Below are 26,997 nucleotides of genomic sequence, written 5' to 3'. Positions count from 1 at the left end.
ATATGAAAGGTCGTCCGATCGTAACGATCTTTCATAATGAACAAAATTTGTATACGGTATTGAAAATAAAAGTAGAGGAAACAAGTGAAAACTACACGGAAAAAAATGCGGTTGTGACTGGTTACTTTCCAAAGCTCCATTCCGAAGAACAGTACGTTTTTTACGGGACGTTAAAAAAACATCCAAAATATGGTCTCCAATTTGTTTCCACCCATTATCGCAAAGATATGCCAAAAACAAAACAAGGGATTATTCAATATTTATCCAGTGAATTATTTAAAGGAATCGGCAAGAAAACAGCAGAAAAGATCGTGGAGACGTTAGGTGAAGATGCGATTTCCCGTATTTTGGAAAACCCGTCCCTATTGGATACGGTCCCAAAATTATCTTCGGATAAGGCGAAACTCCTCTATGACAAACTCGTGGAACACCAAGGACTGGAGAAAGTAATGGTCGCTTTGAACGAATACGGGTTCGGTCCCCAACTGGCAATCAAAATTTATCAAACTTACAAAGAAAAAACGTTAGAAATCATTACAAACAATCCTTATAGACTTGTGGAAGATGTGGAGGGAATCGGCTTTGGCCGGGCGGATGAACTCGGATTTAAACTCGGTATTCAAGGGAATCATCCAGATCGAATAAAAGCGGGTTGTCTATATAAATTGGAAACCGATTGTCTTCAAGAAGGGCATTCCTTTTTATATCGTGAAGCCCTCCTTTCCTCTGTGAAAAAACTGTTGGAAACGAATCAATATATTGAAATCCCTTTGGAAAATATCGATAATGAATTACTGAAATTGGAAGAAGAAGGGAAAATAATCGTTGAGGAAGATCGAATTTATATCCCATCGATTTTCTTTTCTGAAAAGGGGCTTACGACGAAAATAAAACAAATACTTGCTCAAAGGGACTATGAAGATCAATTTCCAGACTCGGAGTTTTTCATCGCCCTTGGTGAGTTGGAGGACCGATTAGGCATCGACTATGCACCTTCACAAAGAAAAGCGATCCAAACGGCCCTTTTGTCCCCAATGCTTATTTTGACAGGTGGACCAGGGACGGGAAAGACGACAGTCATTAAAGGAATTGTTGAATTATATGCCCAACTTCACGGGCTTTCATTGAATCCGAACGATTATAGGGGAGATGAACCCTTTCCCATTATTTTAGCTGCTCCGACAGGTCGAGCGGCAAAACGAATGAGTGAATCGACCGGACTTCCAGCGGTAACGATTCATCGTTTACTCGGTTGGAACGGTGTAGAATCCTTTGAATTTAATGAGGACAATCCAATTGACGGACGATTGATTATCATTGATGAAATGTCCATGGTTGATATTTGGCTAGCCCATCATTTATTTAAAGCTTTACCTGAAAAGATTCAAGTCGTCCTCGTCGGGGATGAAGATCAACTTCCTTCCGTTGGTCCAGGACAAGTATTGAAAGATTTACTAGCATCTAACGTAATCCCAACTGTTCGTTTGACGGATATATATAGGCAAGAAAACGGATCTTCCATCGTCGAATTAGCCCATCAAATCAAAAATGGAACGATTCCTCCTGACTTACGGATTCAAAGGAAGGATCGGTCGTTTATCCGTTGCACAACCGCACAAATGGCAGATGTGATTAAGCAAATTGTCACCTTAATAAAGGAAAAGGGATTTACGAAACGGGATATTCAAGTTTTAGCTCCTATGTATCGTGGTCCTGCTGGAATCGACCAATTGAATCAAATTTTGCAAGAATTGTTAAATCCAAATTCGGATAGGAAAAAGCGAGAGTTGGCCTTTAGTGAAGTAACATATCGTGTTGGCGATAAAGTACTTCAACTGGTGAATCGGCCGGAAAACCAAGTTTTTAACGGAGATATTGGCGAAATTGTAGCAATCTTTTACAGTAAGGAAAATGAAGAGAAACAGGATCAATTGGTCGTTTCCTATGATGGAAATGAGGTTATATATACGAAGCAAGATTTGAATCAAATTACATTGGCTTATTGTTGCAGTATTCATAAGTCTCAAGGAAGTGAATTTCCAATTGTCATTTTACCTGTCGTCCGAGGGTATTATCGCATGTTACGTCGAAATTTGATTTATACGGCTGTAACTCGTAGTAAAAATAAATTAATCCTTTGTGGAGAAGAGGAAGCCTTTCAATTGGCCGTTATGCGTACCGATGATTCTCTGCGAAATTCCTCGTTAAAGGAAAGGTTAATGTCGAAGATCGAACAGCCCGACTCCCTATTATCCTACGAAGAGGAATTGATGAAAACTGATCCAATGATTGGCATGGGAAATACTACACCGTATGATTTTTTAGATTATTAAATGATAAAATCCCCCAATCCGAAAATATGAAAGAAGTTTCGGGCTGTCCGTTTAGTCCCTAAGTTGATCTAAAGAAAAGGTGGGCGTCGACTCTGGGAACAGCCCGAGCCGAATCCCTCAAAGATGAGCTTGCGAGTCGAGGCTTGGCCTGCCTGCGGAAAGAGATGCTACCGAAATGAAATCAATCGAATTTCATTTATGAAGAAAGGGTCTGTACTTTTTGGACAGTCCCGTTTTTTTTTAACTTAATGTTTATAATACGGCAATTCGGTAAACAATGATAGTGGTTAAAAATTGAAAGATCGAGGTGATTGATGTGGATTTTTCCTGTCCGAATTGCCGAAGCAAAGAAATTGGGAAAATAGGTGTGAACCAATACTATTGCTGGAATTGTTACATTGAATTGTCCGTTTCAAAGGGAATGATCCATACACATCAAGTGGAGGAAGATGGTAGTCTTTCTTCTTTAGATGATTTGTTTTCTGAATCTGACCGTCGCTTACATGTTAACTAGATTGATACAAATAGAAAAACATAAGCTTATTGAAACAGGAAATATCGTTTCCATTGAATTGATTAACGAACCTTCCAATTTGCGAAAAGGAATAAAACGAATCGAGTTTTCCAAACTATAAAAGGGAGGTTCGTCATGGACATCAAAGTCAAATGGTTTTACAGACTAGGCTTTTTCTTACTTTTATTTGCCGTTCTTTTCATATTTATCAAATTGGAGCCGTTATGGAAACCGATTGTAAACGTAGTTGCAAAAGGCACTGCTCCATTTTTTATTGCCACATTTATCGCGTATCTTTTACATCCATTTGTGAAAAAATTATCGGATTATGGATTACAAAAATGGTTGAGTGTATTCATCATCTATGTTCTTTTTTTTGCAACGATTGGAGGAGCAATTTTTAAAGGAACACCGATTTTTATTCGTCAGCTGAAAGATTTGTCAGAAAATGCTCCACTGCTTTTTGACCAATATGAAAAATGGGTCGATTTCGTTGAAACGGAGACGAAGGGATGGCCCTTTACTTTTAAACAACAAGTGGAAGAAAGTTTCCAAGCGCTCAATCGGTCGATGGAAGGACTGGTGGAAAAAGCAGTTCATATCGTTTTTTGGTTAGCAGATAAACTACTGATTATCTTACTGATTCCTTTTATCACCTTTTATATGTTAAAAGACTTCGATTATTTAAAGGGGGTTTTTTTTCACTTTATTCCTAAACGATGTCAGAAGCAAACGGTCACTTTTTTGCAAAATGTAGACGAATCATTAGGCAATTATATTCGAGGACAATTGATTGTATGTGGGACTGTTGGAGTTGCCAGTGCCTTCCTATTTTGGCTTATTGGATTAGATTATCCCCTCCTTTTCGGGACGTTGGTAGGTGTGACGAATGTGATTCCGTACTTTGGGCCGATTATCGGAGCAATTCCAGTTGTGATCGTGGCATCGACAAATTCGGTGAAAATGGTTATATTCGTTTTACTGATTATTTTTGGAATTCAATTTTTAGAGGCGAACATTCTATCTCCCGTCATTGTCGGAAAAAGTTTAAAAATGCACCCGTTGCTAATCATGTTTTCCATATTAATTGGTGGTGAAATTGGTGGAATCATCGGTTTACTCGTTGCTGTCCCTTTCGTGGCAATTTTGAAAACAGCTATTAGTCAAGGGTTAGAACAATTTCGAAAACAATCGATTTGACAAAATTTTGTTTCATGAATATAATCCTGATATAAATAGGAGTGAATACGATGATGGAACGAGTATGTTACCGCTGATCCATACGCTACCATATACGATATGGGCGCGTCAGAGAGGAATTTCCGCGGCTGGAAGAAATTCCGGATTAAGGGTAACAGAAGGCTACTCCGGAGTGCAGCTAATCCCTGCCGTTTCACCACGTTACGGTGATTAAAGTGATGGAAGCAAGATTTATTGGTGATTCAAAGGGCTTCCATAATCAGGGTGGTACCACGGAACCTCTTCGTCCCTGCGTTTTTGGGCGAAGAGTTTTTTTATTGAACAATAGTTAAGGAGGTTGGAAAATGAAATCTTTAACGAGTGCACAGATACGAAAAATGTTCCTCGATTATTTTCAATCAAAAGGACATGCTATTGAACCGAGTGCATCCTTAGTTCCAGTCGATGATCCTTCCCTTTTATGGATTAATAGCGGTGTGGCGACGTTGAAAAAATATTTCGATGGTCGGGTTACGCCGAAAAATCCACGTATTACAAATGCACAGAAATCAATTCGGACAAATGATATTGAAAATGTCGGAAAAACGGCCCGCCATCATACGTTCTTTGAAATGTTAGGAAATTTTTCCATCGGTGATTATTTCAAAGAAGAGGCGATTGAATGGGCATGGGAATTTTTAACAAGTCCGGCATGGATCGGACTTGATCCGAAAAAATTATCCGTGACAATTCATCCAGAAGACGAAGAGGCGTTTACGATTTGGCATGAAAAAATTGGTTTACCTGAAGAACGGATCATTCGTTTGGAAGGAAATTTCTGGGATATTGGGGAAGGTCCGAGTGGTCCAAACTCAGAAATTTTTTACGACCGGGGTCCGGAATTTGGGAATGATCCAAATGATCAAGAGTTGTATCCCGGCGGTGAAAATGAACGATATTTAGAAGTTTGGAATCTTGTTTTTTCCGAATTTAACCATAATCCGGATGGTACATATACCCCATTACCAAAGAAAAATATCGATACCGGGATGGGGCTTGAACGAATGGCCTCGATTGTGCAAAATGCAAAAACTAATTTTGAGACGGATCTGTTTTTGCCAATTATACAAAAAACGGAGGAAATTGCAAAAGTCTCGTATGGAGAAAAGGAAGAGCAAGATATAGCATTTAAAGTAATCTCGGATCATATCCGTGCAGTTACCTTTGCTATCGCCGACGGTGCCCTTCCGTCCAATGAAGGTAGAGGGTATGTATTGCGCCGACTATTGAGAAGGGCTTCCCGTTTTTCAAAAGGAATTGGACTCGATCGACCTTTTATGTACGAATTGGTTCCTGTCGTTGCAGAAATCATGGTTGATTTTTATCCAGAAGTAAAAGAATCGGTGAACTTCATACAAAAGGTTGTAAAAAATGAAGAAGAACGCTTCCACGAAACGTTACATGAAGGATTGGCGATTTTATCCGATATTATTCGAAGGGAAAAAGAAAAGAAAAGTCAGAAGATGTCTGGAGAAGATGTTTTTAGATTGTACGATACATATGGATTCCCTGTGGAATTAACGGAAGAGTATGTGAAGGAAGAAGGCATGGAAATCGATATGGCCGGCTTTGAAGCAGAAATGGAAAAACAGCGGGACCGTGCTAGAAAGGCAAGACAAGATGTGGATTCGATGCAGGTGCAAGGGGGAGAATTAGGCGAATTAACGATTGAAAGTCGATTCATCGGTTATGATCATTTGCAAACTTCTGCCAAAGTAGAAGCAATATTTAAAGATGGTAAGCGGATCGATGGAGCAGAGGCGGGAGAAGAAGTGCAAATCATTTTAGATCAAACCCCCTTTTATGCAGAAAGTGGCGGACAAATTGCGGATTGGGGAAAAATGACATCCGGTGATTTCCTTGGGGAAGTATTGGATGTACAAAAAGCACCGAACGGGCAAAACTTGCATCGGGTCGCTATAAAAAGTGGTGCGGTGATCGCTGGTCAAGAAGTTTTTGCTGAAGTAGACAAGGAAAATCGGGTAAAAATTATGCGGAACCATTCGGCGACCCATCTCCTACATCAAGCATTGAAAGATGTTTTAGGCACCCATGTTAACCAAGCAGGATCGTTAGTAGAACCGGATCGACTACGTTTCGATTTCTCTCACTTTGGGCAAATTACAGAAGAAGAGTTAGAAAAAATCGAAGAAGTCGTGAATGATAAAATTTGGAAATCAATTCCAGTGGAAATCATGTACAAGCCATTAGAGGAAGCAAAAGCTCTAGGTGCGATGGCCCTGTTCGGTGAAAAATATGGAGATATCGTAAGGGTCGTGAAAATGGGCGATTATTCTTTAGAGTTATGTGGAGGTTGCCATGTAGCGAACACATCTGCAATCGGTTTATTTAAAATTACATCTGAAGGCGGAATCGGTGCAGGAGTTCGACGGATCGAAGCGGTAACTGGAGAAAAAGCTTATCAATATATGAACGAACAAATTCAATTATTAAACATAGCGGCGAAAAAATTAAAGGCGAACCGAAAAGATATCGTAGAAAAGATCGATTCCCTTTTCCGAGAAATGAAAGAATTACAAAGGGAAAATGAATCGTTAGCAGCAAAACTTGGTCGACTGGAATCGGAACAAATCCTATCTAAACAGAAACAAATTAACGGTATAAATGTATTAATTAGTAAGGTGGACATATCCGATGGAAGCCAATTGCGAACAATGCTCGATGAATTAAAGCAAAAATTACATTCCGGTATTATCGTCCTCGGTGCTGTTCATAATCAAAAGGTTCAATTGATCGCAGGGGTTACGGACGATTTAACGAACAATTATCATGCTGGAAAACTAATTAAAGAAGTCGCCTCCATTTGTGAAGGAAATGGAGGAGGAAGACCTGATATGGCACAAGCAGGTGGGAAAAATCCCGTAAAATTACAAGAGGCATTGAATTATGCCGAAGAATGGATAAAAAATATTTCATAAAGTGCTCTCCTGGTGTACAATAAAGAAAACACGTTTTGATAGTAGTCTTAAAAACGGAGGTGCAATCCAATGAGTTCACTGGATCGAACGATGCAATTCCATTTCCCCGAAGAGCCGATTGGAAAAGAAGTGAAACAAGTACTTTTCCACGTGTTCGATGCTTTGGAGGAAAAAGGATATAATCCAATCAACCAAATCGTCGGCTATTTGCTTTCTGGCGATCCTGCATACATCCCTAGACATAAAGATGCGAGAAATATTATTCGTAAATTAGAAAGGGATGAGATTATCGAGGAATTGGTGAAATTTTATTTGACAAATCAACGAGAGGATAGATAAATGCGAATTCTTGGTTTAGATGTAGGATCAAAAACGATTGGTGTTGCCATCAGTGATGAACTCGCATGGACTGCCCAAGGGTTGACGACGATACCGATCGACGAGGAAGAAGGAGAATTTGGTTTTTCCAAATTAAAGGAAATTATTGACCAATACGGCGTAAAAAAAATCGTCGTCGGTTTTCCAAAAAATATGAACGGAACGATCGGTCCCAGGGGAGAAGCGAGCATTCGTTTCGCAAAAGAGTTGGAAGAACGATTTTCTGTGCCGATCGAGTTATGGGATGAACGACTGACGACGGTTGCTGCCGAGCGGCTTTTGTTGGAAGCGGATATGAGCAGAAAAAAACGAAAAAAAATTATCGATAAAATGGCTGCGGTTATGATATTACAAGGTTATTTGGATCGATTAGGAAAATTGTAAATACTGACAGGGTAACGCCGATCATAAAAGGAAAAATAATTGTAGGGCGACCTGCAAAAACTTTGGAGGGAATAGAAATGGAACATGGAGATCATCATATTACCGTGATCGACGAAAATGGGAATGAAGAGTTGTATGAAATCTTATTCACGTTCGAATCGGAAGAGTTCGGGAAATCGTACGTTCTTTATTACCCGGTTGGAGCGGAGGAAGATGAAAATGGTGAGATTGAAATTTTAGCTTCGAGTTTTACACCGGGTGAAGAATCAGGAAAATTACTTCCAATTGAAACAGATGAAGAATGGGATTTAGTCGAAGAGATGTTGGAAACCTTTTTAGAAGAAGAGGAAGAATAATCAACGGAAAGATCGATGGAAAAGAACGATTTCAACCTATAAAAGGCAATGGATTGTGACTGAATATCGGGACGTTTGTTGTTGTAAAGGGCATTGAGTGTTTTTCAATGCTCTTTTCCTATTTTCTCTATCAAAAAACCGCGATAAAAACCATTGCCTCCCTTCCTTTATTCCCTCAAAAAAATTAATAATATTCCATTGAAAAAAAAGAAATAAGTAATGACAAAATGAACGGTTATAGTATAATGGTGCAAGGATAGTTTATGTTAGTTTAAAAAAATATTCCCTTCTTACATATAGGCAGGAGGAACAAAATGGACAGTAATCGAAATGATCAAAAGACGAAGGAACAAATTTTGGCGGAAAAATATGAAGAGGCAAAAACAGTAAGGCGTATCGTTTTTCCTTTAGTCGTAGTCATTTTTGTGTTAATTGCAGGAGTAGTAACAGGTAGCGTTCTTTACGTAAAAAATGCTCTGGAGCCGCTGGACCCGACGAGTGAAGAACAAATCACCGTTGAAATTCCGCTGGGAAGTGGCCTAACATCCATCGCGAATATTTTAGAGGAAAAGGGAATCATTAAAGATGCAACCGTTTTTAAGTATTATGTGAAATTTAAAAATGAACATAGCTTTCAAGCCGGAACCTATGAACTGACTCCGTCCATGACGTTTGATGAACTTATCGCTAGTTTAAAAACAGGAAAAGTATTCCAAGAGGCGAAACTGACAATTACGATTCCTGAAGGATTACGTTTGGTAGAAATTGCAAAAATTATCGGAGAAAAAACCGGTTATTCTCAAGAAGAAATTTTGGAAATGTTAAACGATCCGGAGTTTATCCAAACACAAAAGGAAACATATCCATTAATAGTGACGGATTCCATCTTGGAAAGTGATATTAAATATCCTCTAGAAGGCTATCTATTTCCAGCCACGTATTCCTTTGTGGATGAAAAGCCAGCCATCGAGGAAATAATCGGTCAAATGATTGCAAAAACAAATTCAGTTATACAAAAATATTTACCGGATATGGAACAAAAAGATATGACGGTTCACGAGTTATTAACGATGGCGTCATTGATTGAGGAAGAAGCGGCGGATGAAATCAATCGAAAAAAAATAGCCAGTGTATTTTATAACCGAATGGAAATCGGAATGCCCCTTCAAACTGATCCAACGGTGATTTATGCCATTGGGGAACATAGGGATCGGCTATTCTTTAAAGATTACGAAATTGATGATCCTTATAATACGTATATTATACAAGGTCTGCCACCGGGACCGATTGCTAACGCTGGGGAAGTATCTATCGAAGCGGCGTTATACCCGGAAAATACAGATTACTATTATTTCTTAGCTACGAAATCCGGTGATGTGCTTTTCTCAAAAACGTTGGAAGAACATAATGAAAAATACAGAGAACATATCGGTGATTAGCATTCGTTTTTCGTAAAACGACAATTTTACCATCCACATTTCTTTATCCTTTGTCGCTTTTTTAAACGTTTTGTGGTAAAATTAAAAAAGTTATATTTTGTGGTAAAAAGCGTCATTTATAAGGATTTCATTTCCCGAATCCTTAAAATGGCTCTTTTTTCTTGTATAATCTAGTTATAGTTGAAAGGAATAAAGGAATGCTCGATGGAAAATTAAAGGAGTATTTAAACGAGAAAATACCTGAAAAATCGCCTCTATTGAAAGAAATAGAGAATTACGCCAAAAAGGAATATATACCGATTATGGAACCGTACAGTATGGAAGTTTTACTGCAACTTTTAAAACTGTACAAACCGAAAACGATATTGGAGATCGGTACAGCCATTGGTTACTCTGCCATTCGAATGGCCATGGCAACCGATGCCACAATTGTTACGGTAGAAAAAGATCCGCAAAGAATTCAAATGGCACGAAAGTTTATCCTTCAATCAGAACTTTCGAATCGAATCGTCCTTTTAGAAGGAGATGCATTGAATATAGTGGAAAAAGTGGAGTTATATGCTCCCTATGATTGTTTATTTATCGATGCAGCAAAGGTTCAATATAAAACCTTTTTTACAAATTATGAAAAATATTTAACGGAGCGGGCAGTCATCATTACCGACAATGTTTTATTTAAAGGATATGTTTATGATTCTGGACCGCCAAATAAAAAGCTTCAACGAATTGGAAAAAAAATCGATGAATATAATCAATGGTTATTAACCCATCCGGCATACGATACGGTCATATTACCGGTCGGTGACGGAATGAGTGTAAGTATAGGAAAGTGTAAAAGCAATGGGGTGAAAAAATGAAAAAACCGGAATTGTTAGTGACTCCATCGTCCGTTGAAGAGATCCCATGGCTGATTGATGCAGGGGCAGATGCCTTTGTCGTCGGGGAAATGGAATATGGGCTCCGATTAGCAGGTGAATTTACGAGAGATCAGGTGAAAGAATCCGTCCGGTTAGCCCATGATTCCGGAAAAAAGATTTATGTGGCGATGAATGGAATTTTTCATAACGAAAAAGTAGATAATCTGTTAGACTATATGCAATTTTTGAACGAGGTAAATGTGGATGCGGCCCTTTTTGGTGACCCTGCCGTTTTAATAACTGCTCGGGAAGTTGCACCGAACATGAAACTTCATTGGAATCCAGAAACGACTGCTACCAATTGGTATACATGTAATTATTGGGGCAGAAAGGGAGCGAAAAGAGCTGTTTTAGCCCGAGAATTAAGTATGGATGAAGTGATTGAAATTAAGGAACATGCGGAAGTGGAAATCGAAGTCCAAATCCATGGAATGACGTGCATGTTTCAATCAAAGCGGCGGCTCATCGGAAATTATTTCGAATTTCTCGGTCGAAAGATGGAAGTAAGGGAAAAACAAGAGGGTGGAAGCTTGTATCTTTTCGACCCGGAACGAAACAATCGATATCCGATTTTTGAGGACCAAAATGGGACCCATATTATGAGTCCTAAGGATATTTGTATCATTGATGAGCTAGGAGATTTAATCGATGCTGGAATCGATTCTTTTAAAATTGATGGCATATTTAAATCGGTCGAATATAACGTGACTGTAACGGAACTATATCGAAAAGCGATCGATATGTATGTAAATGATCCGGAACAGTACGAGCAAAATAAGGAAGCGCTTTTAAAAGAAATTGAAAACATTCAACCGAAAGATCGACCGCTCGATACGGGATTTTTCTTTAAAGAGACCGTGTATTGATCGATTCAATGAAGGAGGCTCGAAATGGAATGCCAAACCATCCCCAACAAATGGATTATGTAGAAAATAGAAAGCGGGTTATTTTGAAAAAGCCTGAACTATTGGCTCCTGCTGGGAATTTGGAAAAATTGAAAATTGCTATTCTTTACGGCGCAGATGCCGTTTACTTAGGTGGACAAGAATATGGTTTGCGCTCCAACGCTGATAATTTTTCCCTTGAGGAAATGAGAGAAGGCGTGCAATTTGCGAAAAAGCATGGTGCTAAAATATATGTAACAACAAACATTTACGCACATAATGAAAATATCCCCGGCTTGGAGGAATATTTAAAAGGGATTGAAGATGCGGGGGTTACGGGAATTATCGTTGCCGATCCACTCATTATTGAAACGTGTAAAAGGGTGGCCCCGAGTCTCGAAATTCATTTAAGTACCCAACAATCCTTGTCGAATTGGAAGGCGGTTCAATTTTGGAAAGAGGAAGGCTTAGATCGGGTCGTCTTAGCCCGGGAAATGAGTGCAAAGGAAATTAGAGAAATTAAAGAAAAAGTCGATATCGAAATCGAGACATTTATTCACGGTGCGATGTGCATCGCCTATTCCGGCCGTTGTGTCTTGAGCAACCATATGACTGCAAGGGATTCCAATCGTGGTGGATGCAGCCAAAGCTGTCGTTGGGATTACTTTTTGTATCGCTCAGAAAATGGTCGGGATCTTCCGTTGTTCGTTGAACAGGATGCCCCATTTTCCATGAGTCCAAAGGATTTAAATTTGGTTCGGTCCATCCCGAAAATGATCGATTTAGGGATTGATAGTTTGAAAATCGAAGGACGTATGAAATCGATCCATTACATTGCGACGGTTGTCAGTGTGTACCGAAAAGTCATCGATGCCTATTGTGCAGATCCTGATCATTTCAAGATTCAGCCCGAATGGATTTATGAATTATCAAAATGTGCCAATCGGGATACAGCTCCTGCCTTTTTTGAAGGAGTCCCAGGATACAAGGAACAAATGTTCGGTACCCATAGTCATAAGCCAAGTCACGAATTTGCTGGAATGGTTTTAGACTATGATGAAGAGAGGGGGATCGTAACGTTACAACAACGAAATTATTTTCGACCGGGGGATAAAGTGGAATTTTTTGGTCCAGACATTGAACAATTTTCGATGGAAATTGGAAAAATATGGGATGAGGAAGGAAATGAAATCGATGCGGCAAGACACCCTCTCCAAATCGTCCAATTTAAAACGAAAATACCGGTAAAACGATTTAACCTAATGCGGAAGGAGATTTAGTATGTACCCAAGACCTGTCGTCATCGGTGTGGCGGGTGGTTCCGGCTCAGGAAAGACGACTGTCACAAAAGCTATCTGTGAACGGTTTGGCGAACAATCCATCGTCATGATTGAACAAGATGCATACTATAAAGATCAAAGTGATAAAACCTTTGAAGAAAGGCTAAAGACGAATTATGACCACCCTTTGGCTTTTGATACGGATTTATTAATTTCTCATATCGAACAACTGTTACAGTATAAACCGATCGATAAACCAGTTTACGATTATAAAATACACACCCGCTCAAAGGAAGTGATCCGGGTCGAACCGAGACACGTAATCATAGTGGAAGGAATATTAGTATTAGAAGATGAACGATTACGTAATTTAATGGATATTAAATTATTCGTCGATACGGATGCGGATATTCGACTAATTCGCCGCCTTTTACGGGATACGAAGGAAAGGGGTCGAACGATGGATTCGGTCATTAATCAATATGTATCTGTCGTCAGACCGATGCATAACCAATTTATCGAACCGACAAAACGATATGCGGATATTATCATTCCGGAAGGTGGACAAAATCGTGTCGCCATCGATTTGATGGTAACGAAAATTCAAACAATTCTTGAACAAAAGTCATTTTTATGAAAAAATATCATAATTAATGATATAAAACACTGAATAGATGAATGAAAAAAATAAAAGCAATGGGTGAACATACCGAGCGAAGGTTGTTCATAAAATTTGCTATGGGAGAAATAGTTAAGGAGTGAATTGACGATGGCAACAGAAAAACAATATCCGATGACAAAAGAGGGAAAAGAAAAAATTATTAAAGAACTTGAATATTTAAAAACGGTTCGTAGAAAGGAAGTTGTTGAAAAAATTAAAGTCGCTCGAAGTTTCGGCGACCTATCGGAAAATTCCGAGTACGATTCCGCAAAGGAAGAACAGGCCTTTGTTGAAGGTAGAATTGCCCTTTTAGAAAAAATGCTTCGAAATGCTGTTATTATTGAAGATAATGGAGATAATGTCGATACCGTTACATTAGGAAAAACCGTTACGTTTGTTGAACTCCCAGATGGTGAGGAAGAAACGTATACGATTGTGGGAAGTGCTGAAGCCGATCCCTTTGAAGGGAAAATATCCAATGATTCACCGATTGCGAAAAGTTTGTTAGGTAAGAAAATCGGTGATGAAGTCGCCGTTCAAACGCCCGGTGGGGAATATAATGTAAAAATTATCGCTGTAAAATAAACAAAACCAAGGGACAGTTGAAATTTCCATACGAAAAGCTGTCCCTTTTCCTACGTTTGAAAGGACTATTTTTCATAAAGAAAAAGGAATAGGCCGATTAAAACCTCCCGATCCCGTTAACAATGGGAAGGGAGGCGTTTATGATGACGAGAAAACGAATAAAAGGATTAGCCTATGTTTGTTTAATAGGTATAATCATTCTTATAAGTCGATTGGCTCAAATTCAATTAATCGATACGGAACATTTTTCAAAAGAAAACATCAATTTATTGGAAGCAAGTGTTCGACAAAGGACGAAACAAGTGGTAATCGATAATGGAAGGGGAAAGTTTTACGATAAACATGGAACGCCCCTTACGACAGAGCCCCGATCTGTTCTCATCTTATTCCCTTTTTTGAAAGAGATGGATTGGAATGTGGAAAAAGTGGCAGAAGTGATCGGTTATTCTCCAGAACAATTGTTGGAGCAAATAAAGGAAGCAAAGGATCCGGTTGTTTTTCATGATAATGGCCCAGTCGTTTTAAAGGATTGGCAAGTGGAACAAATTAACTCGCTGGAAATTCCAGGTGTATTTGCTGTAACAAAACAGTTTGAGCGCCCCCATCAGTTTGCATCCCAGCTAATTGGAATAACTGGTGAAAATGCAATAGAATTAAAAAATCGGTATCCGGATCAAAATTATTCCGATCAGACGGTGATGGGCATCACCGGTCTTGAAAAGAGTTTCGATCCCTTTCTAATCCAAGATGAGCAAACGAAGCTTGTTTACCACGTGGATGGAAGGGGTGGACCTCTTTTCGGTCTCGATGTGAAATACATCCATCCGTCGAATCCGTTCTATCCAATCAAAATTATTACAACCCTCGATTTTCATATTCAAAAACAATTAGAGATCATCGCCGACCATTATGAGATGGAAAAAGGGGGGATCGTATTATTAGATATCGAATCCAACTCGATTATAGCCAATGTGTCAAGACCGAAAATAGACGAACAAGCACCTTACAAAAACGGTGGCTTGATTAATTACATGTTAAAGCCCCAATTCCCCGGTTCGATTTTTAAAACGGTAATCGCCGCAATATCGATCGATTATAAACGAAATTCCCCGTCGAGAACGTTCGACTGTAGTAAGACGATTCATGGGGAAGTAGATGAAGTATTTGATCACGGAATATTAACATTTCGCGACAGTTTTGCAGTTAGTTGTAATCAAACCTTTGCTACTATGGCTGAAGAAATCGCTGCAATCGATCCCCATTTAATTGAATCTTATGCGGAACGGTTCGGTTTAATCGATCAAGTCGGTTGGGAAGGGGATGTGTTTCATTTTCAAGATTTTTCCCAATTAGCGGATGAAGAGCGGGGGCAAATTTTCCTATCCGATACGGAACGAACGGATCCTCGACTTGTCCGTCTAGTAGGAATCGGACAATTAAATGTGAAGCTAACCCCCCTTTCTGTTGCGAATATGATGGCGTCGATTGCAAGGGGCGGGGAACTTTATTCAGTACGTGCTGTCTCGTCAATCGAATATCAAAACGGTACGAATTTCTTTTCCTTTCCGATGGATAGAGGGAAACGAGCGGTCAGCCCTTATACAGCGGAAAAATTGCGTCAATTGTTACGGGAAGTCGTCGTTAATCCGAAGGGCACGGCAAGGGCTCTCCAAGATCTTCCTTACGAAGTGGCAGGAAAGACGGGAACGGCGGAAACGGGAAAATTTGTAGCCGACAGGGAAGAACAACTCGTCAACAAGTGGTTTGCTGGATTCTTTCCCTTTACGGATCCGAAATATGCACTCGTCGTCGTTCAATTGGATGCAAAAAAAGAAACGACTTCTCCGATTTCCATAACTAAGGATATTGTCAATTTTTTATATGCATATGACCATAATTAATATTTTCAATACTACAAATCGTTGCAAAATGTTTTTGATTTTTCACTGTACAATCGGACATTTTATTTTAATATAAGATTAGATGTTTCAAATGGGGGAGGTTCGAATATGTCAAATTATTATCCGCCAATCCGTCGGTCACGGATGGAACAACATGCGAAAAAAAGAAGGAAAAAGGATATCATATTAAATATTTTAATTGGTATCGTCTTTTTGGCGATTATCATCGTCGGTTATTCTATATTATTTTCAAATAATTCCGAAAACGAACAGGCGAGTAGTTCGCAAAATGATGAGACAGAAGTTGTAAACGATGGAAGGGCGAACGAAGGGGAAAACAGTGAAGAAAACGAGGGGGAGGAAAATACTAATGGCGTTGACGAAGGGACCGACAATCAGGTAGAATCTCCATCTTCTGATGAACAAACAAAAGAAAAAATGACGGATGGAGAAGAGACCGGTGTAATTGTGGAAGAACAATCCGACGACCCGAATGTGATTAAAACCGTTGTTAATCCTTCGTGGCAACCGATTGGAACATCCCAAACTGGAGAGCATGTAACCGTGTACGATGAAGGATCCACCGATCGAATCGAAATGGAGCAAGCGCTAGCCTATGCCACGGATACAACGGTGGACAATTTAATCGTATGGTGGCTTGAACGGGGAGAAATTCCAAATAAACACGTAATCGGCACAATTGAAGCGAAGGATGATGGACAAGTGTATCGCGTGTATTTAGAATGGGTGGATGGAAAAGGTTGGAAACCGACGAAACTGGAATATTTACAGGAAAATGATAAAAAATCGTAAGGAGATAAAAACATGATTGGAATTATCGGTGCGATGGAAGAAGAGGTAAAAATGATCCGAGATCAGATGGAAAATCGAAGGATGGAGACAATTGCCCATTGTCAATTTACATCTGGAAAACTAAATGGAAAAGATGTCGTTTTATTGAAATCTGGTATCGGTAAGGTCAATGCTAGTATGTCCACTACTATTTTGATGGAACGATACAATCCAACATCGATTATTAATACCGGATCTGCCGGAGGATTAAATCGGGAACTAGACATTGGGGACATTGTCATATCGACAGAAGTCCGTCACCATGATGTGGATGTGACCGCCTTCGGATATGAATACGGACAAGTTCCTCAACTACCACCTGCCTTTGTTGCGGACAAAAAGCTTATCGAGATCGCTGTTCATTCTGCGAAGGAGATAAATAGAAAAACGAAAACCGGTTTAATTGTCTCCGGAGACTCATTTATGAATGATCCAAATCGGGTGAATACGATTGTCAGCCATTTCGAAGATGTACAAGCAGTTGAAATGGAAGCGGCGGCCATTGGACAAGTGTGTTATCAATATGAAAAACCGTTCGTTATTATCCGTTCCTTATCGGATATCGCAGGGAAAGAATCGGAAATTTCCTTCGACCAATTTTTGGAAAAAGCGGCGGTTCATTCTGCTCAACTAGTGATGAGTATGGTGAAAATGTTAAACGTGTAAGAAAACATATTAAAAAATATTTCCGAAATGGACAAGGGTACGGTGTTTTTCCGTATCCTTCTTTTTTTCCTGAAATTGCTTAAAAAAATTGAACCTTATTCATGTTATGCTAGATTTATCACGTTTAGAAGGATGGTGATTGGATGAATCAAAAAGATCGACTACTAGGAAAAATCGTTGATTATAAAAATTACAGTCAAATTCTCCTCGCTTTAAGTACGTTTCTATATTTAGGAATCGTCATAAAAGGATCGAGTTTACCGACTGGAAAACTAGCACTTCTTTTCATCGGAGCTATTCTCTTCCTTCTATTTGCTTATTTTTTTCAAAGGGCGAGGAAAAAATGCGAGGAACAATTAGGAGAAATGAAATAAATCGGAGTAATAGAATCCCATCGATCGCGTCCGTATTTTTACTTGTTAATAATCAAGGCTCATTGGAAAAATGCAAGTTTCTTCCCGAGAAAACATCGCAACTAGTTTAGGGAAGGTTTATGTTTTCTGGTTACGTTTTAATTTCTTACACAAAAACGTTTTTCTTAGAAACTTATTTGAAAAAGCAGTCCGTATGAAGAAAAAATAGAAAACTAGATGAACATAATTTATATCTCGGTAATTATATGGAAAAATTATTTATCTTTTTAAAAAAGGTGTCGCTACACAATCATGGCTCTCTTTTTACCTGTATATTTTGTACAGGCAATCCAAAGTTGACCTTTGAATGGAATACGTTTTTTTAACTATCTAATTCAAACCATCTTCCTAATGGAGATGACTCCCATTTATTTGCGAAGAAAGGAGCTGTACTTTTGAGCAGCTCCTTTCATATTGGAAGATGATTATCTTTTACAAGCCCACCCTTCTTAATCCTGATCGTGTTTCGGTGCATAAGCTGGATGATCAGCCGATACGCCGTTAGAGGAAACTTTTCTAAGCTCCGTACAATTTTTAAAACTTTCTCTTTCTCCCGATGAAGGGGTAGAAGGATAGTCAGCGTTTGAACGGTTTGGAGAATTGGAGGGACTAGATTTTGAATTTGACATCCTATCACTATGGTTGAACTCGTTAATTCTGTGGAATCGAAATCTCCCTTCGTTGTACCGTCTTCACCATATGCCCATAAACCGATTTCTTTTTCACGAGCTTCACGGGCAAATTTTCGAAAATATTCCGCATAAGTTACATCAAGATGATACGTCGATGGCTCGGCATAGCCGTTTAAAAGGAGATTTGTATTAAACATTTTTTCTTATTTCATATTCGTCCATAAGATCTGTTGGAACGTCCAACCAAACGAGTCTTAACAACCTGCCATATCGATCTGTTTCACATACATCCTTTTGTAAATACCCTTGTTTTCCTTCTCGTTTCGATTTCGTATAGTTGCTCGCTTCTTTTCCATAAAGTTCCGTCCGTTTTATCGAATTAGGAGTAATGACGCCAATGAATTGTACCTTTCTACCACCAGATAACTCGACTATATCACCGTCAACGACTCTTGATACGGTTTTAGCTACAAGTCATAAATCCTAAATTAAGCTTTCGTTAATTTGATCCTTACTCTCTGTATCTTTTTGCTCGTTTTCGGTTATATCCTTTTCAATTTGTTCATCCGTTTCGTTTTCAACATGTTCCCGTGAATTTTCTTTGGTCCGATTTTCCCCTTCCACTTCCTCTTGGTTAACATCCTCTTTTCTGTCAGAAGTTAGGCTTGAATGAAAGGTAGAGTCTTTCTTTGTTTCGTTTTTCAAGTCTTCAAACATACTATGCGCCAATAAGTATATGAAGAGGGAGTAATGAAAAGGGATGTACCTAAAACAACTTACGAATTCGAGAAATAAAACCGGACAGACACAATTGGTGTTGAAAAGACATAAGGATAACTTATAAAGATTAAAGTGAAATGATGGAGGTGTAGCAATGTCTGGTCTTTTTTCTATCCTTGCTTTATTTTTCAAAGATATCGTTTTCTTCGTATCCTATGTAAAAAATAATGCCTTCCCACAACCGTTATCTGCCAGTGAAGAGAAGAAATATTTACAATTGATGGCAGAGGGGGATCAACAAGCTCGAAATAAATTGATTGAACATAATCTTCGTTTAGTCGCACACATTGTAAAAAAGTTTGAAAACACCGGAGAAGATCAAGAAGACTTAATTTCCATTGGAACGATTGGTCTTATTAAAGCGATTGAAAGTTATTCGGAAGGGAAGGGAACAAAATTAGCTACATATGCAGCAAGGTGCATTGAAAATGAAATCCTCATGCATCTTAGAGCGTTGAAAAAAACAAAAAAAGACGTATCTCTCCATGATCCGATTGGGCAAGATAAGGAAGGGAATGAAATCAGTTTAATCGATGTGTTAAAATCGGATACTGAGGATGTTATCGATACGATTCAATTAAATATGGAATTAGAAAAGGTAAAAAAATACATTAACGTATTAGATGAACGGGAAAAAGAGGTTATTATCGGTAGGTTTGGATTGAATATGAATCGGGAAAAGACACAAAGGGAAATTGCTAAGGAGTTAGGAATTTCAAGAAGTTACGTATCTCGTATTGAAAAGCGTGCACTGATGAAAATGTTCCATGAATATTACCGTTCGACAAAGGCACAAAAAAAACGTTCCTAACCTTTTCCTTACTCGGTCGAATAATCGAAGAATAAAGGGAACCCCCTTTTTCCCTTTCCAAAAAGGAAATGGAAAGAACGGTTTTTAGACATTTTCTTATTTTTTTCAATCGGATCAATATCTAAAAAATATCATTACTTTCGATTTTTTCGTTGGAAGAAGTTGAATAGATGGTGATGCACCGTTCATATCGAAAGCAAGGAGAAAATAAGGAGATATTCACCGCCGAGGGGAATGCTGCAAGTGTCGTACTGTTTTTAAATTTGGAAAAGAAGAAAAAATGTTACCTCCCATGTCATATTTTTATGACGATTTTTCGATTTTTACATTCAAAGATCGGCGGTGAATTTCCTTTTCAATCATGCGAATAAAATCTTGAGAGAGATTAAATTTAATCGCTTTGAAATAGGATTCAATCAACAAATCGTCAGATAAATGTTTCATTTTGTTCGGTCCGCCACCTGTCACCTCCAACTTAATAAAAAAGATTAGTTTATGCATTTACTAGACAAAATATGTTTTGGACTAACCATACTTTAGCAAAAAATATTTTCCGTGACAACCGGTCATTTTATCCACATTAGGGGTGGATAAAATGTGGACAGATTGTGAATAGATTATTTTATTTCGATTAAATCGCTGTTATTATTGTGAATAAACTTATTCACAGGGATGGAAAAATTGAAGAATTTGTCGAAATATTTTTTTGTTTAATCAGAAAAATGAAAAAATATGTCGAACAAAACGGAAAGAACTGTTTTTTTTTGCTATTTCAATTTTATTTTGAAAAATAGGCTGATTTTCGATATGATGATAAGCGTTAAAGAATAATTCGAGGTGTACGAGATGCTGAAACTGTTTTTACCGGATGATTACGTGAATTCTGTCCATCAAATTACCCCAGAGTTTTTAAAAGAACGGAATATTAAAGGTTTGATTACCGATTTGGATAATACATTGGCCGAGTGGGACAGGCCTTTACCTCCTCCTAACCTCATTCAGTGGTTTCAACAGATGAAGGAAGCGGGTATTCAAATGATTATCGTATCCAATAATAATGAAAAGCGTGTTCAAGCCTTTAGTGAACCGTTAGGAATTCCCTTTATATCGAGGGCAAAAAAGCCGTTAGGAAAATCCTTTTTATCCGCACTAAAATTATTAGATGGGAAAAAAGAGGAAACCGCTGTCGTTGGCGATCAATTGTTGACAGATATATTAGGTGGAAATAAACTCGGATTTCGAACGATTCTTGTTACGCCAGTTGCTGATACAGATGGTTGGCAAACGAAAATCAATCGAAAAATCGAAGGATATATTTTAAGTCATTTTATGAAAAAGGGTTTGCTGCAAAGGGGGAATACGGAAAGTGGAAAATGAATGGAGATGTATCGGTTGCGGTGTGAAGTTACAAACGGAACATCCGGATGAGATTGGATATACGCCAAAGTCATCTATCGGAAAGGAGTCCGTACTCTGTCAACGTTGTTTCCGCTTGAAACATTATAATGAGGTAAGAGATGTCCAGCTTTCCGATGATGATTTTTTAAACATTCTCCGTCAAATTGGTGAAAGTGACGGATTGGTTGTAAAAATTGTTGATATTTTTGATTTTCATGGAAGTTGGTTACCCGGAATTCATCGTTGGGTTCGGGGAGATGTTCTATTGCTTGGAAATAAGATGGATCTTTTGCCAAAGTCAGTAAATGAAAATAAATTAATCCACTGGATTCGATCCCAGGCAAAGGAATTTGGATTAAAGCCTATCGATGTTGCCTTAGTTAGCTCGGCAAAAGGATATAATATACAAAAGGTAATTCATTTAATTGACCATTATCGAAAAGGGAAAGATGTGTACGTAATCGGTGCGACCAATGTTGGGAAATCGACGTTTATTAACCGGATTATAAAAGAAGTTTCAGGTGAAGAACAAGTGATTACGACTTCTTATTTTCCCGGGACAACTTTAGATATGATCGAAATCCCTCTCGATGATGGAAAGGCTATTTACGATACACCTGGGATTATCAATCATCATCAAATGGCTCATTTTGTGTCCAAGGCCGATTTGAAAATCATTACGCCTAAAAAGGAAATTAAGCCAAAAGTGTTTCAATTAAATGAGCGACAAACATTATTTTTCGGTGGATTGGCTCGTCTTGACTTTATCAAGGGAGATCGACATTCTTTCGTTTGTTATTTATCAAATGAGCTACCGATTCATCGAACTAAAATGGAAAAGGCTGATGATCTTTATGATAAACATCGAGGGGAATTTTTATCTCCACCGTCGAAGGAGTATATCGATGATGTTCCCCCATTCGATCGGCATGAATTTTCCATTGAAGAAGGAAAAACGGATATCGTATTTTCCGGTCTCGGTTGGGTAACGATTCCTAAAGGTGGCGTTACCGTGGCAGTATATGTCCCAAAAGGAGTTCGAATTTTTATCCGAAAATCATTAATTTAACGGATAACTGGAACGAACATATTAAATCGAAACAATATGTTTTATTGCATTTGTCGAGTTCAAAGGGTGGATTTCTAATCGGTCGGTCATTCCGTGATATAATAAATCGTAGACATTCATTGCCCTAGGAGGAATTTGATTTGGATAGATATGGTGTTATTGGTGATCCGATCGACCACTCCCTTTCCCCTGTCATCCATCATCAATTTTTATTCGAAGCTAATATCGAAGGAGAATATAGGAAAATATTGATTCCAAGATCAGATTTGGAAAAAGGAATTCAAATGCTACGTAGGGAAGGAATAAAAGGATTCAATGTCACCATCCCTCATAAAGAGGCGATTATTCCCCTTTTAGATGAGGTGGATGAGACAGCGATCCAAATCGGTGCTGTGAATACGGTTGTTTACAAAAATGGAAAATTCATCGGTTACAATACTGATGGTTACGGTTTTATCCGGGCTTTAAAGACCGTTGTAAAAAATCTCACAGGAATGAAAATAGCGGTCATCGGTGCTGGTGGAGCGGCAAGAGCGGTTTATTTTTCACTATATAAGGAAAATGTGGAAAGAATTGATGTTGCGAATCGAACGATCGAAAATGCAAGACGATTGATCGGAAAATACTCCCCGGAAAACTTTAGTGAAGCTCTTTCTTTGGAACAATTGTATGATCGAATGGGAAACTACGACTTAATCATTCAAACGACCCCTGTTGGGATGTATCCGAATGTTCATGAGCTACCGATTTCTTTAAATTGTTTAAAGAAGGGGACCATCGTATTCGATTTAATTTACCGCCCGTTAGAAACGGAATTTTTGGCGTTGGCGAAGAAAAAAGGTGCGATTGTGGAAAACGGGATAAATATGCTTTTGTATCAAGCTGCCCGGTCCTTTTGGCTTTGGACAGGGATTGACCCTGACATTGAATCAGCACGTAAGAAGATGATGAAACAATTAAAAGGAGCATGATTATATGTTAACAGGAAAACAAAAACGGTTTTTACGATCAAAAGCCCACCATCTCGACCCGATTTTTCAAGTGGGAAAATCAGGTGTTAATCAAAATATGATTAAACAAATTGAAGACGCTCTGGAAGCAAGGGAATTACTAAAAGTGTCCGTTTTGCAAAACTGTGAGGAAAATAAGGAAACCATTGCTGAGCAGTTAGCGGAAAATACGGGGGCAGAAATCGTTCAAATCATCGGAAATACGATCGTCTTATATAAAGAATCAAAGGAAAAAAAGCGAATTGAATTACCTTGAGAAAAATGGAGCAGATGTCAATGAAAAAGGTCGGGATCTTAGGAGGGACATTTGATCCTCCCCATATCGGACATTTAATTATCGCTGATCAAGTTTGGCAACAGTGCCAATTGGATGAAATTTGGTTTATGCCGAATTATCTCCCGCCTCATAAAGAAAAGACTTCTACGACGACGAATTCCGATCGAATTCAAATGTTGAAATATGCAATAGAAGGCCATCCCGCTTTTAAAATAGAATTAATCGAAATGGAAAGAAATGGAAAATCATTCACTTATGATACCATTCGTTTGCTGAAAAAACGGGAACCGGATAAAAAATTTTATTTTATTATCGGTGCAGACATGATAGAATATTTGCCGAACTGGCATAAGATCGATCAATTAATGAAGCTCATTTCGTTTATTGGCGTTAATCGACCCGGATTTAAACGGGAGACAACTTATCCGATTCATTATGTAGAAATTCCTTCAATTCAAATTTCTTCTTCCATGATTCGTAATTTTATCGCAAAAGGGATGAGTGTGAAGTATTTATTACCTGAGGCAATCATTCAGTATATCGAGGAGCATGGTTTGTATGGAAAGAAATGAAGCGTTACAGATTATAAAAAAGCACTTACCTGAAAAACGGTATATTCATACGTTAGGGGTTTTGGATACAGCCCTTCAATTGGCTAGAAAATATGGAAGTGATCTAGGACAAACGGAATTGGCTGCAATTTTTCATGATTATGCAAAATACCGCCCGCATGAAGAAATGCGTCGAGTAATCGTTGAATCTTCCTTACCGAAACAATTGCTCGACTTTCATCCTGAACTTTGGCATGCCCCGGTCGGCGCGATTTTAGTACAAAGGGAATTGGGAATTGATGACGAAGGGATTTTAAATGCCATAAAATATCATACAACCGGAAGACCGGGTATGACTGTATTGGAAAAAGTTATCTTTTTAGCCGATTATATCGAGCCGAATCGATCATTTCCTGGCGTTGAACAGGTGCGAGAACTGGCCGAAAGGAATTTGGATCTCGCCGTTTTCCAAGCTTTGCAAAACACGATTATTCATTTAGTAGAAAATCGGGTTTCTGTTTATCCAGATACGGTTCATACGTATAATGATTTTGTAAAACGGATTTTTGTTTCCCAATAATGATTATTGGAAATGGGAATCCTTTGATAACTTTTTAAGAAGCGATTTAGGAGGGATTGCTTTTTTATGACGAATCGGGAAGCATTGATGACCGCAGTAAAAGCAGCTGATGATAAAAAGGCAGAAAATATTATCGTATTAAATATGGTCGGTATTTCATTAATTGCTGATTATTTCGTAATTTGCCACGGGAATTCGGATAAACAAGTTCAGGCGATTGCAGATGAAATCAGGGATCGACTGGACGAAGCAGGCTATGAGGTAAAAAGGATGGAAGGATATGACGAAGCCCGATGGATTTTAGTCGATATCGGGGATGTCGTCGTTCATGTGTTTCATCGGGACGAACGAAATTATTACAATTTGGAAAAATTATGGGGCGATGCGACGGTGGAAGATATAAAGAAGGAATTAGGTATATGACGTATGAATATTTCGCTTCCCTTTACGATCGATTAATGAAGGAAGCTCCATATGAAAAGTGGATGGATTTTTTTGCTAAAGGGATTAGTCGCTTTTTGCCGGAAACGAAAGATGTCCTCGATCTTGCTTGCGGGACAGGAGAAGTTAGCGTCCGTTTATATGAAAGAGGTTTTACCGTAACAGGAGTGGATGTATCGGAGGAAATGCTAGCAATTGCACATAACAAGGCAGAAAGTAAAGGGTTTACCATTCCGTTTTTTCAACAGGATATGCGAAATTTAGAAAGTATAGGACCGTTCGATGTAGTGATTAGTTTTTGTGATTCCTTAAATTATTTACAAACAGAGGAAGATGTATATAAAACCTTTCAATCTGTATTCGATGTATTGCAACCTAATGGGCTCTTTCTATTTGATGTCCATTCCGTCGGGAAAATCCGTGAATTCATCGGCAACACTTTTGCAGATAATGATGATGAAATTTCCTATATTTGGAATAGTTTTCCGGGGGAAGCATCTAACTCGGTGGAACATGAATTAACCTTTTTTGTGTACGATCATCATACTGGTTTATATGAGCGGTATGACGAATTGCATAAGCAACGAACGTTCACTATCGAGCAATATGTTCAATGGTTAGAAGAAACGGGCTTTGTTGTACGTGAAGTGTCGGGGGATTTTGCCGATCAAATGGTGACGGAACAAACAGAGCGAATTTTTTTCACGGCACAAAAACCGAAATAAACTGTTTTGAAAAAGGGGCCAGCTTTTGGCTCCGTTTTTCCTTTGTACGGTATTTTTATCGATGAATCGGATTTTATATAATTGAAAACATTTTTGAAGAAGGAATTGACGCAATTTATGTCGAATACATTATTCATGATGAATGTCATATTGCCCCTTTATTTTTTCCAATTCTTCTCGATATTTTAAATGCGTTGCATGAAACATTTTTTCGAACGTCTTTTCAAAATGGTAAGTTTCTAACACTTTTATTCCTTCACCGGTAATCCCACCTTTCACACATACCTTTTCTTGTAAGATCGGTAATGTATAAATATTTTTCTTAATTAATTCCCCTAACCCAATTAACATCTCTTCCGTTAGTTTTGTCGCTACATTTTCATCAATCCCTGTTTCCGATACCGCCCCTTGAATAAAGGTTTGGAGACAATAGCTGATAAATGCTGGACCACAGCTGATGATGTCGGATGCAACCCTCGTTAATGGTTGATCTATTTCAATTGGATGACTAATATTTTTAAATAATAATGTGATCGCTGCTTTCCATGGGGGGCTAGTTCGACTTCCAAAGGTTAATAAAGAGGCTCCGGAAAATGCTCGATTCGTAATACTAGGTATGACGCGTACGCATGAACACGGAACGATCGTTTCCAACTGTTCAACGGTTATGGAACTTGTAATGGAAACGAGGCATTTATCCTCCGTGACGAATTTGTGAATTTGTTTTAAAAGGGGATGGAAGTCAAAGGGCTTAACACATATAAAAAGGACGTCGGACCACTTTGCGACTTCTTCCGCATTTTGAACAAGATGAATATGTGGATATCGTTCTTTCAATTTTTTTGCCTTGAACAGGCGACGATTCGTAATCATCACCTCTTGTTCCCGAACTGCACCGCTTTCAATAAAACTTTCGATCAAAATCGTTCCCATATTTCCAGTGCCGATAAATCCAACCCGCATGTTTCTCCCTCCAATAAAA

General features: G+C 38.5%; 31 protein-coding genes. 26 read left to right on the top strand and 5 right to left on the bottom strand.

Annotated features, from left to right (window positions below):
- Positions 1-2 precede the first annotated feature (2 nt).
- The 17 genes from recD2 (at position 3) to OE105_RS07800 (ending at position 17,702) form a co-directional block, all read left to right on the top strand.
- Positions 3-2,333, top strand: a complete 2,331-nt coding sequence (recD2, locus tag OE105_RS07880) for an SF1B family DNA helicase RecD2 (protein ID WP_275422135.1) — start codon at positions 3-5, stop codon at positions 2,331-2,333.
- A 316-nt stretch (positions 2,334-2,649) separates the two neighbouring features.
- The gene (locus OE105_RS07875) at positions 2,650-2,847 is read left to right on the top strand and encodes a hypothetical protein (protein ID WP_275422134.1); all 198 of its coding nucleotides are present in this window, start codon (positions 2,650-2,652) and stop codon (positions 2,845-2,847) included.
- A gap of 135 nt (positions 2,848-2,982) precedes the next feature.
- Complete coding sequence (locus OE105_RS07870) at positions 2,983-4,047, top strand: AI-2E family transporter (RefSeq protein WP_275419660.1); 1,065 nt, start codon at positions 2,983-2,985, stop codon at positions 4,045-4,047.
- A 344-nt stretch (positions 4,048-4,391) separates the two neighbouring features.
- Positions 4,392-7,025, top strand: a complete 2,634-nt coding sequence (gene alaS / locus OE105_RS07865) for an alanine--tRNA ligase (RefSeq protein WP_275419659.1) — start codon at positions 4,392-4,394, stop codon at positions 7,023-7,025.
- 69 nt (positions 7,026-7,094) lie between these two features.
- Positions 7,095-7,364 carry an IreB family regulatory phosphoprotein gene (locus OE105_RS07860; protein WP_275419658.1) on the top strand — a complete coding sequence of 90 codons (270 nt, stop codon included), beginning with the start codon at positions 7,095-7,097 and terminating at the stop codon, positions 7,362-7,364.
- Positions 7,365-7,787, top strand: coding sequence for a Holliday junction resolvase RuvX (ruvX, locus tag OE105_RS07855; RefSeq protein ID WP_275419657.1), 423 nt, complete (start codon positions 7,365-7,367; stop codon positions 7,785-7,787).
- A 77-nt stretch (positions 7,788-7,864) separates the two neighbouring features.
- On the top strand, positions 7,865-8,143 hold the full coding sequence (locus OE105_RS07850) for a DUF1292 domain-containing protein (protein WP_275419656.1): 279 nt from the start codon (positions 7,865-7,867) through the stop codon (positions 8,141-8,143).
- A gap of 314 nt (positions 8,144-8,457) precedes the next feature.
- Positions 8,458-9,582 (top strand): endolytic transglycosylase MltG, encoded by a 1,125-nt coding sequence (mltG, locus tag OE105_RS07845; protein ID WP_275419655.1) that lies wholly within the window; start codon positions 8,458-8,460, stop codon positions 9,580-9,582.
- 197 nt (positions 9,583-9,779) lie between these two features.
- A complete protein-coding gene (locus tag OE105_RS07840; protein ID WP_275419654.1) occupies positions 9,780-10,439 on the top strand; it encodes an O-methyltransferase in 660 nt (219 codons plus the stop codon).
- A complete protein-coding gene (locus tag OE105_RS07835; RefSeq protein WP_275419653.1) occupies positions 10,436-11,365 on the top strand; it encodes a peptidase U32 family protein in 930 nt (309 codons plus the stop codon). The genes OE105_RS07840 and OE105_RS07835 overlap by 4 nt, the downstream gene beginning before the upstream one ends.
- A gap of 29 nt (positions 11,366-11,394) precedes the next feature.
- On the top strand, positions 11,395-12,663 hold the full coding sequence (locus OE105_RS07830) for a peptidase U32 family protein (RefSeq protein WP_275419652.1): 1,269 nt from the start codon (positions 11,395-11,397) through the stop codon (positions 12,661-12,663).
- Position 12,664: 1 nt separating this feature from the next.
- Positions 12,665-13,300, top strand: coding sequence for a uridine kinase (gene udk / locus OE105_RS07825; protein WP_275419651.1), 636 nt, complete (start codon positions 12,665-12,667; stop codon positions 13,298-13,300).
- Positions 13,301-13,432: 132 nt separating this feature from the next.
- Positions 13,433-13,909: a transcription elongation factor GreA gene (gene greA / locus OE105_RS07820; RefSeq protein WP_275419650.1), complete on the top strand. Its 477-nt coding sequence runs from the start codon at positions 13,433-13,435 to the stop codon at positions 13,907-13,909.
- A 143-nt stretch (positions 13,910-14,052) separates the two neighbouring features.
- Positions 14,053-15,810: a peptidoglycan D,D-transpeptidase FtsI family protein gene (locus OE105_RS07815; RefSeq protein ID WP_275419649.1), complete on the top strand. Its 1,758-nt coding sequence runs from the start codon at positions 14,053-14,055 to the stop codon at positions 15,808-15,810.
- A gap of 108 nt (positions 15,811-15,918) precedes the next feature.
- Positions 15,919-16,623 (top strand): YrrS family protein, encoded by a 705-nt coding sequence (locus OE105_RS07810; protein ID WP_275419648.1) that lies wholly within the window; start codon positions 15,919-15,921, stop codon positions 16,621-16,623.
- Between the two features lie 12 nt (positions 16,624-16,635).
- On the top strand, positions 16,636-17,328 hold the full coding sequence (gene mtnN, locus OE105_RS07805) for a 5'-methylthioadenosine/S-adenosylhomocysteine nucleosidase (protein WP_275419647.1): 693 nt from the start codon (positions 16,636-16,638) through the stop codon (positions 17,326-17,328).
- A 143-nt stretch (positions 17,329-17,471) separates the two neighbouring features.
- Positions 17,472-17,702, top strand: a complete 231-nt coding sequence (locus OE105_RS07800; RefSeq protein ID WP_275419646.1) for a YrhC family protein — start codon at positions 17,472-17,474, stop codon at positions 17,700-17,702.
- 448 nt (positions 17,703-18,150) lie between these two features.
- Here OE105_RS07800 and OE105_RS13990 read toward each other — a convergent pair whose 3' ends face one another.
- The 3 genes from OE105_RS13990 to OE105_RS07785 all read right to left on the bottom strand — a co-directional run bounded on the left by OE105_RS13990 (position 18,151) and on the right by OE105_RS07785 (position 19,078).
- Positions 18,151-18,570: a hypothetical protein gene (locus OE105_RS13990; protein WP_476729659.1), complete on the bottom strand. Its 420-nt coding sequence runs from the start codon at positions 18,568-18,570 to the stop codon at positions 18,151-18,153.
- The gene (locus OE105_RS07790) at positions 18,563-18,748 is read right to left on the bottom strand and encodes a thermonuclease family protein (protein WP_275422133.1); all 186 of its coding nucleotides are present in this window, start codon (positions 18,746-18,748) and stop codon (positions 18,563-18,565) included. The genes OE105_RS13990 and OE105_RS07790 overlap by 8 nt, the downstream gene beginning before the upstream one ends.
- Before the next feature lie 108 nt (positions 18,749-18,856).
- Positions 18,857-19,078, bottom strand: coding sequence for a hypothetical protein (locus OE105_RS07785; protein ID WP_275419644.1), 222 nt, complete (start codon positions 19,076-19,078; stop codon positions 18,857-18,859).
- A 169-nt stretch (positions 19,079-19,247) separates the two neighbouring features.
- Between OE105_RS07785 and sigK the strand changes: the two genes are divergently transcribed.
- Positions 19,248-19,964 (top strand): RNA polymerase sporulation sigma factor SigK, encoded by a 717-nt coding sequence (gene sigK / locus OE105_RS07780; RefSeq protein ID WP_275419643.1) that lies wholly within the window; start codon positions 19,248-19,250, stop codon positions 19,962-19,964.
- A gap of 303 nt (positions 19,965-20,267) precedes the next feature.
- On the opposite strand, the gene sda is transcribed toward sigK, so the two are convergent.
- Positions 20,268-20,408 (bottom strand): sporulation histidine kinase inhibitor Sda, encoded by a 141-nt coding sequence (gene sda, locus OE105_RS07775; protein WP_275419642.1) that lies wholly within the window; start codon positions 20,406-20,408, stop codon positions 20,268-20,270.
- A 402-nt stretch (positions 20,409-20,810) separates the two neighbouring features.
- On the opposite strand from sda, the gene OE105_RS07770 reads away from it, so the two are divergent.
- From OE105_RS07770 to OE105_RS07735, 8 genes are all read left to right on the top strand, one after another.
- Positions 20,811-21,341, top strand: a complete 531-nt coding sequence (locus OE105_RS07770; RefSeq protein WP_275419641.1) for a YqeG family HAD IIIA-type phosphatase — start codon at positions 20,811-20,813, stop codon at positions 21,339-21,341.
- The gene (gene yqeH / locus OE105_RS07765) at positions 21,331-22,431 is read left to right on the top strand and encodes a ribosome biogenesis GTPase YqeH (protein ID WP_275419640.1); all 1,101 of its coding nucleotides are present in this window, start codon (positions 21,331-21,333) and stop codon (positions 22,429-22,431) included. The genes OE105_RS07770 and yqeH overlap by 11 nt, the downstream gene beginning before the upstream one ends.
- Before the next feature lie 140 nt (positions 22,432-22,571).
- Positions 22,572-23,402, top strand: a complete 831-nt coding sequence (aroE, locus tag OE105_RS07760; protein ID WP_275419639.1) for a shikimate dehydrogenase — start codon at positions 22,572-22,574, stop codon at positions 23,400-23,402.
- Positions 23,403-23,406: 4 nt separating this feature from the next.
- Entirely contained in the window at positions 23,407-23,697 is a 291-nt protein-coding gene (yhbY, locus tag OE105_RS07755) for a ribosome assembly RNA-binding protein YhbY (protein WP_275419638.1), read from the top strand.
- 20 nt (positions 23,698-23,717) lie between these two features.
- Positions 23,718-24,290 carry a nicotinate-nucleotide adenylyltransferase gene (locus tag OE105_RS07750; RefSeq protein ID WP_275419637.1) on the top strand — a complete coding sequence of 191 codons (573 nt, stop codon included), beginning with the start codon at positions 23,718-23,720 and terminating at the stop codon, positions 24,288-24,290.
- Positions 24,277-24,849 carry a bis(5'-nucleosyl)-tetraphosphatase (symmetrical) YqeK gene (gene yqeK / locus OE105_RS07745; protein ID WP_275419636.1) on the top strand — a complete coding sequence of 191 codons (573 nt, stop codon included), beginning with the start codon at positions 24,277-24,279 and terminating at the stop codon, positions 24,847-24,849. Before OE105_RS07750 ends, yqeK begins: the two co-directional genes overlap by 14 nt.
- 66 nt (positions 24,850-24,915) lie before the next feature.
- A complete protein-coding gene (gene rsfS / locus OE105_RS07740) occupies positions 24,916-25,272 on the top strand; it encodes a ribosome silencing factor (RefSeq protein ID WP_275419635.1) in 357 nt (118 codons plus the stop codon).
- Entirely contained in the window at positions 25,269-26,015 is a 747-nt protein-coding gene (locus tag OE105_RS07735) for a class I SAM-dependent DNA methyltransferase (protein WP_275419634.1), read from the top strand. Before rsfS ends, OE105_RS07735 begins: the two co-directional genes overlap by 4 nt.
- Positions 26,016-26,144: 129 nt before the next feature.
- Here OE105_RS07735 and comER read toward each other — a convergent pair whose 3' ends face one another.
- Positions 26,145-26,978 (bottom strand): late competence protein ComER, encoded by an 834-nt coding sequence (gene comER / locus OE105_RS07730; protein ID WP_275419633.1) that lies wholly within the window; start codon positions 26,976-26,978, stop codon positions 26,145-26,147.
- Between the last annotated feature and the right edge of the window lie 19 nt (positions 26,979-26,997).

This window comes from Fervidibacillus halotolerans (assembly GCF_026547205.1).
In the GTDB taxonomy this organism is placed as follows: Bacteria; Bacillota; Bacilli; order Bacillales; family Caldibacillaceae; genus Fervidibacillus; species Fervidibacillus halotolerans.
This window is presented reverse-complemented; position numbering and strand designations above follow the sequence as displayed.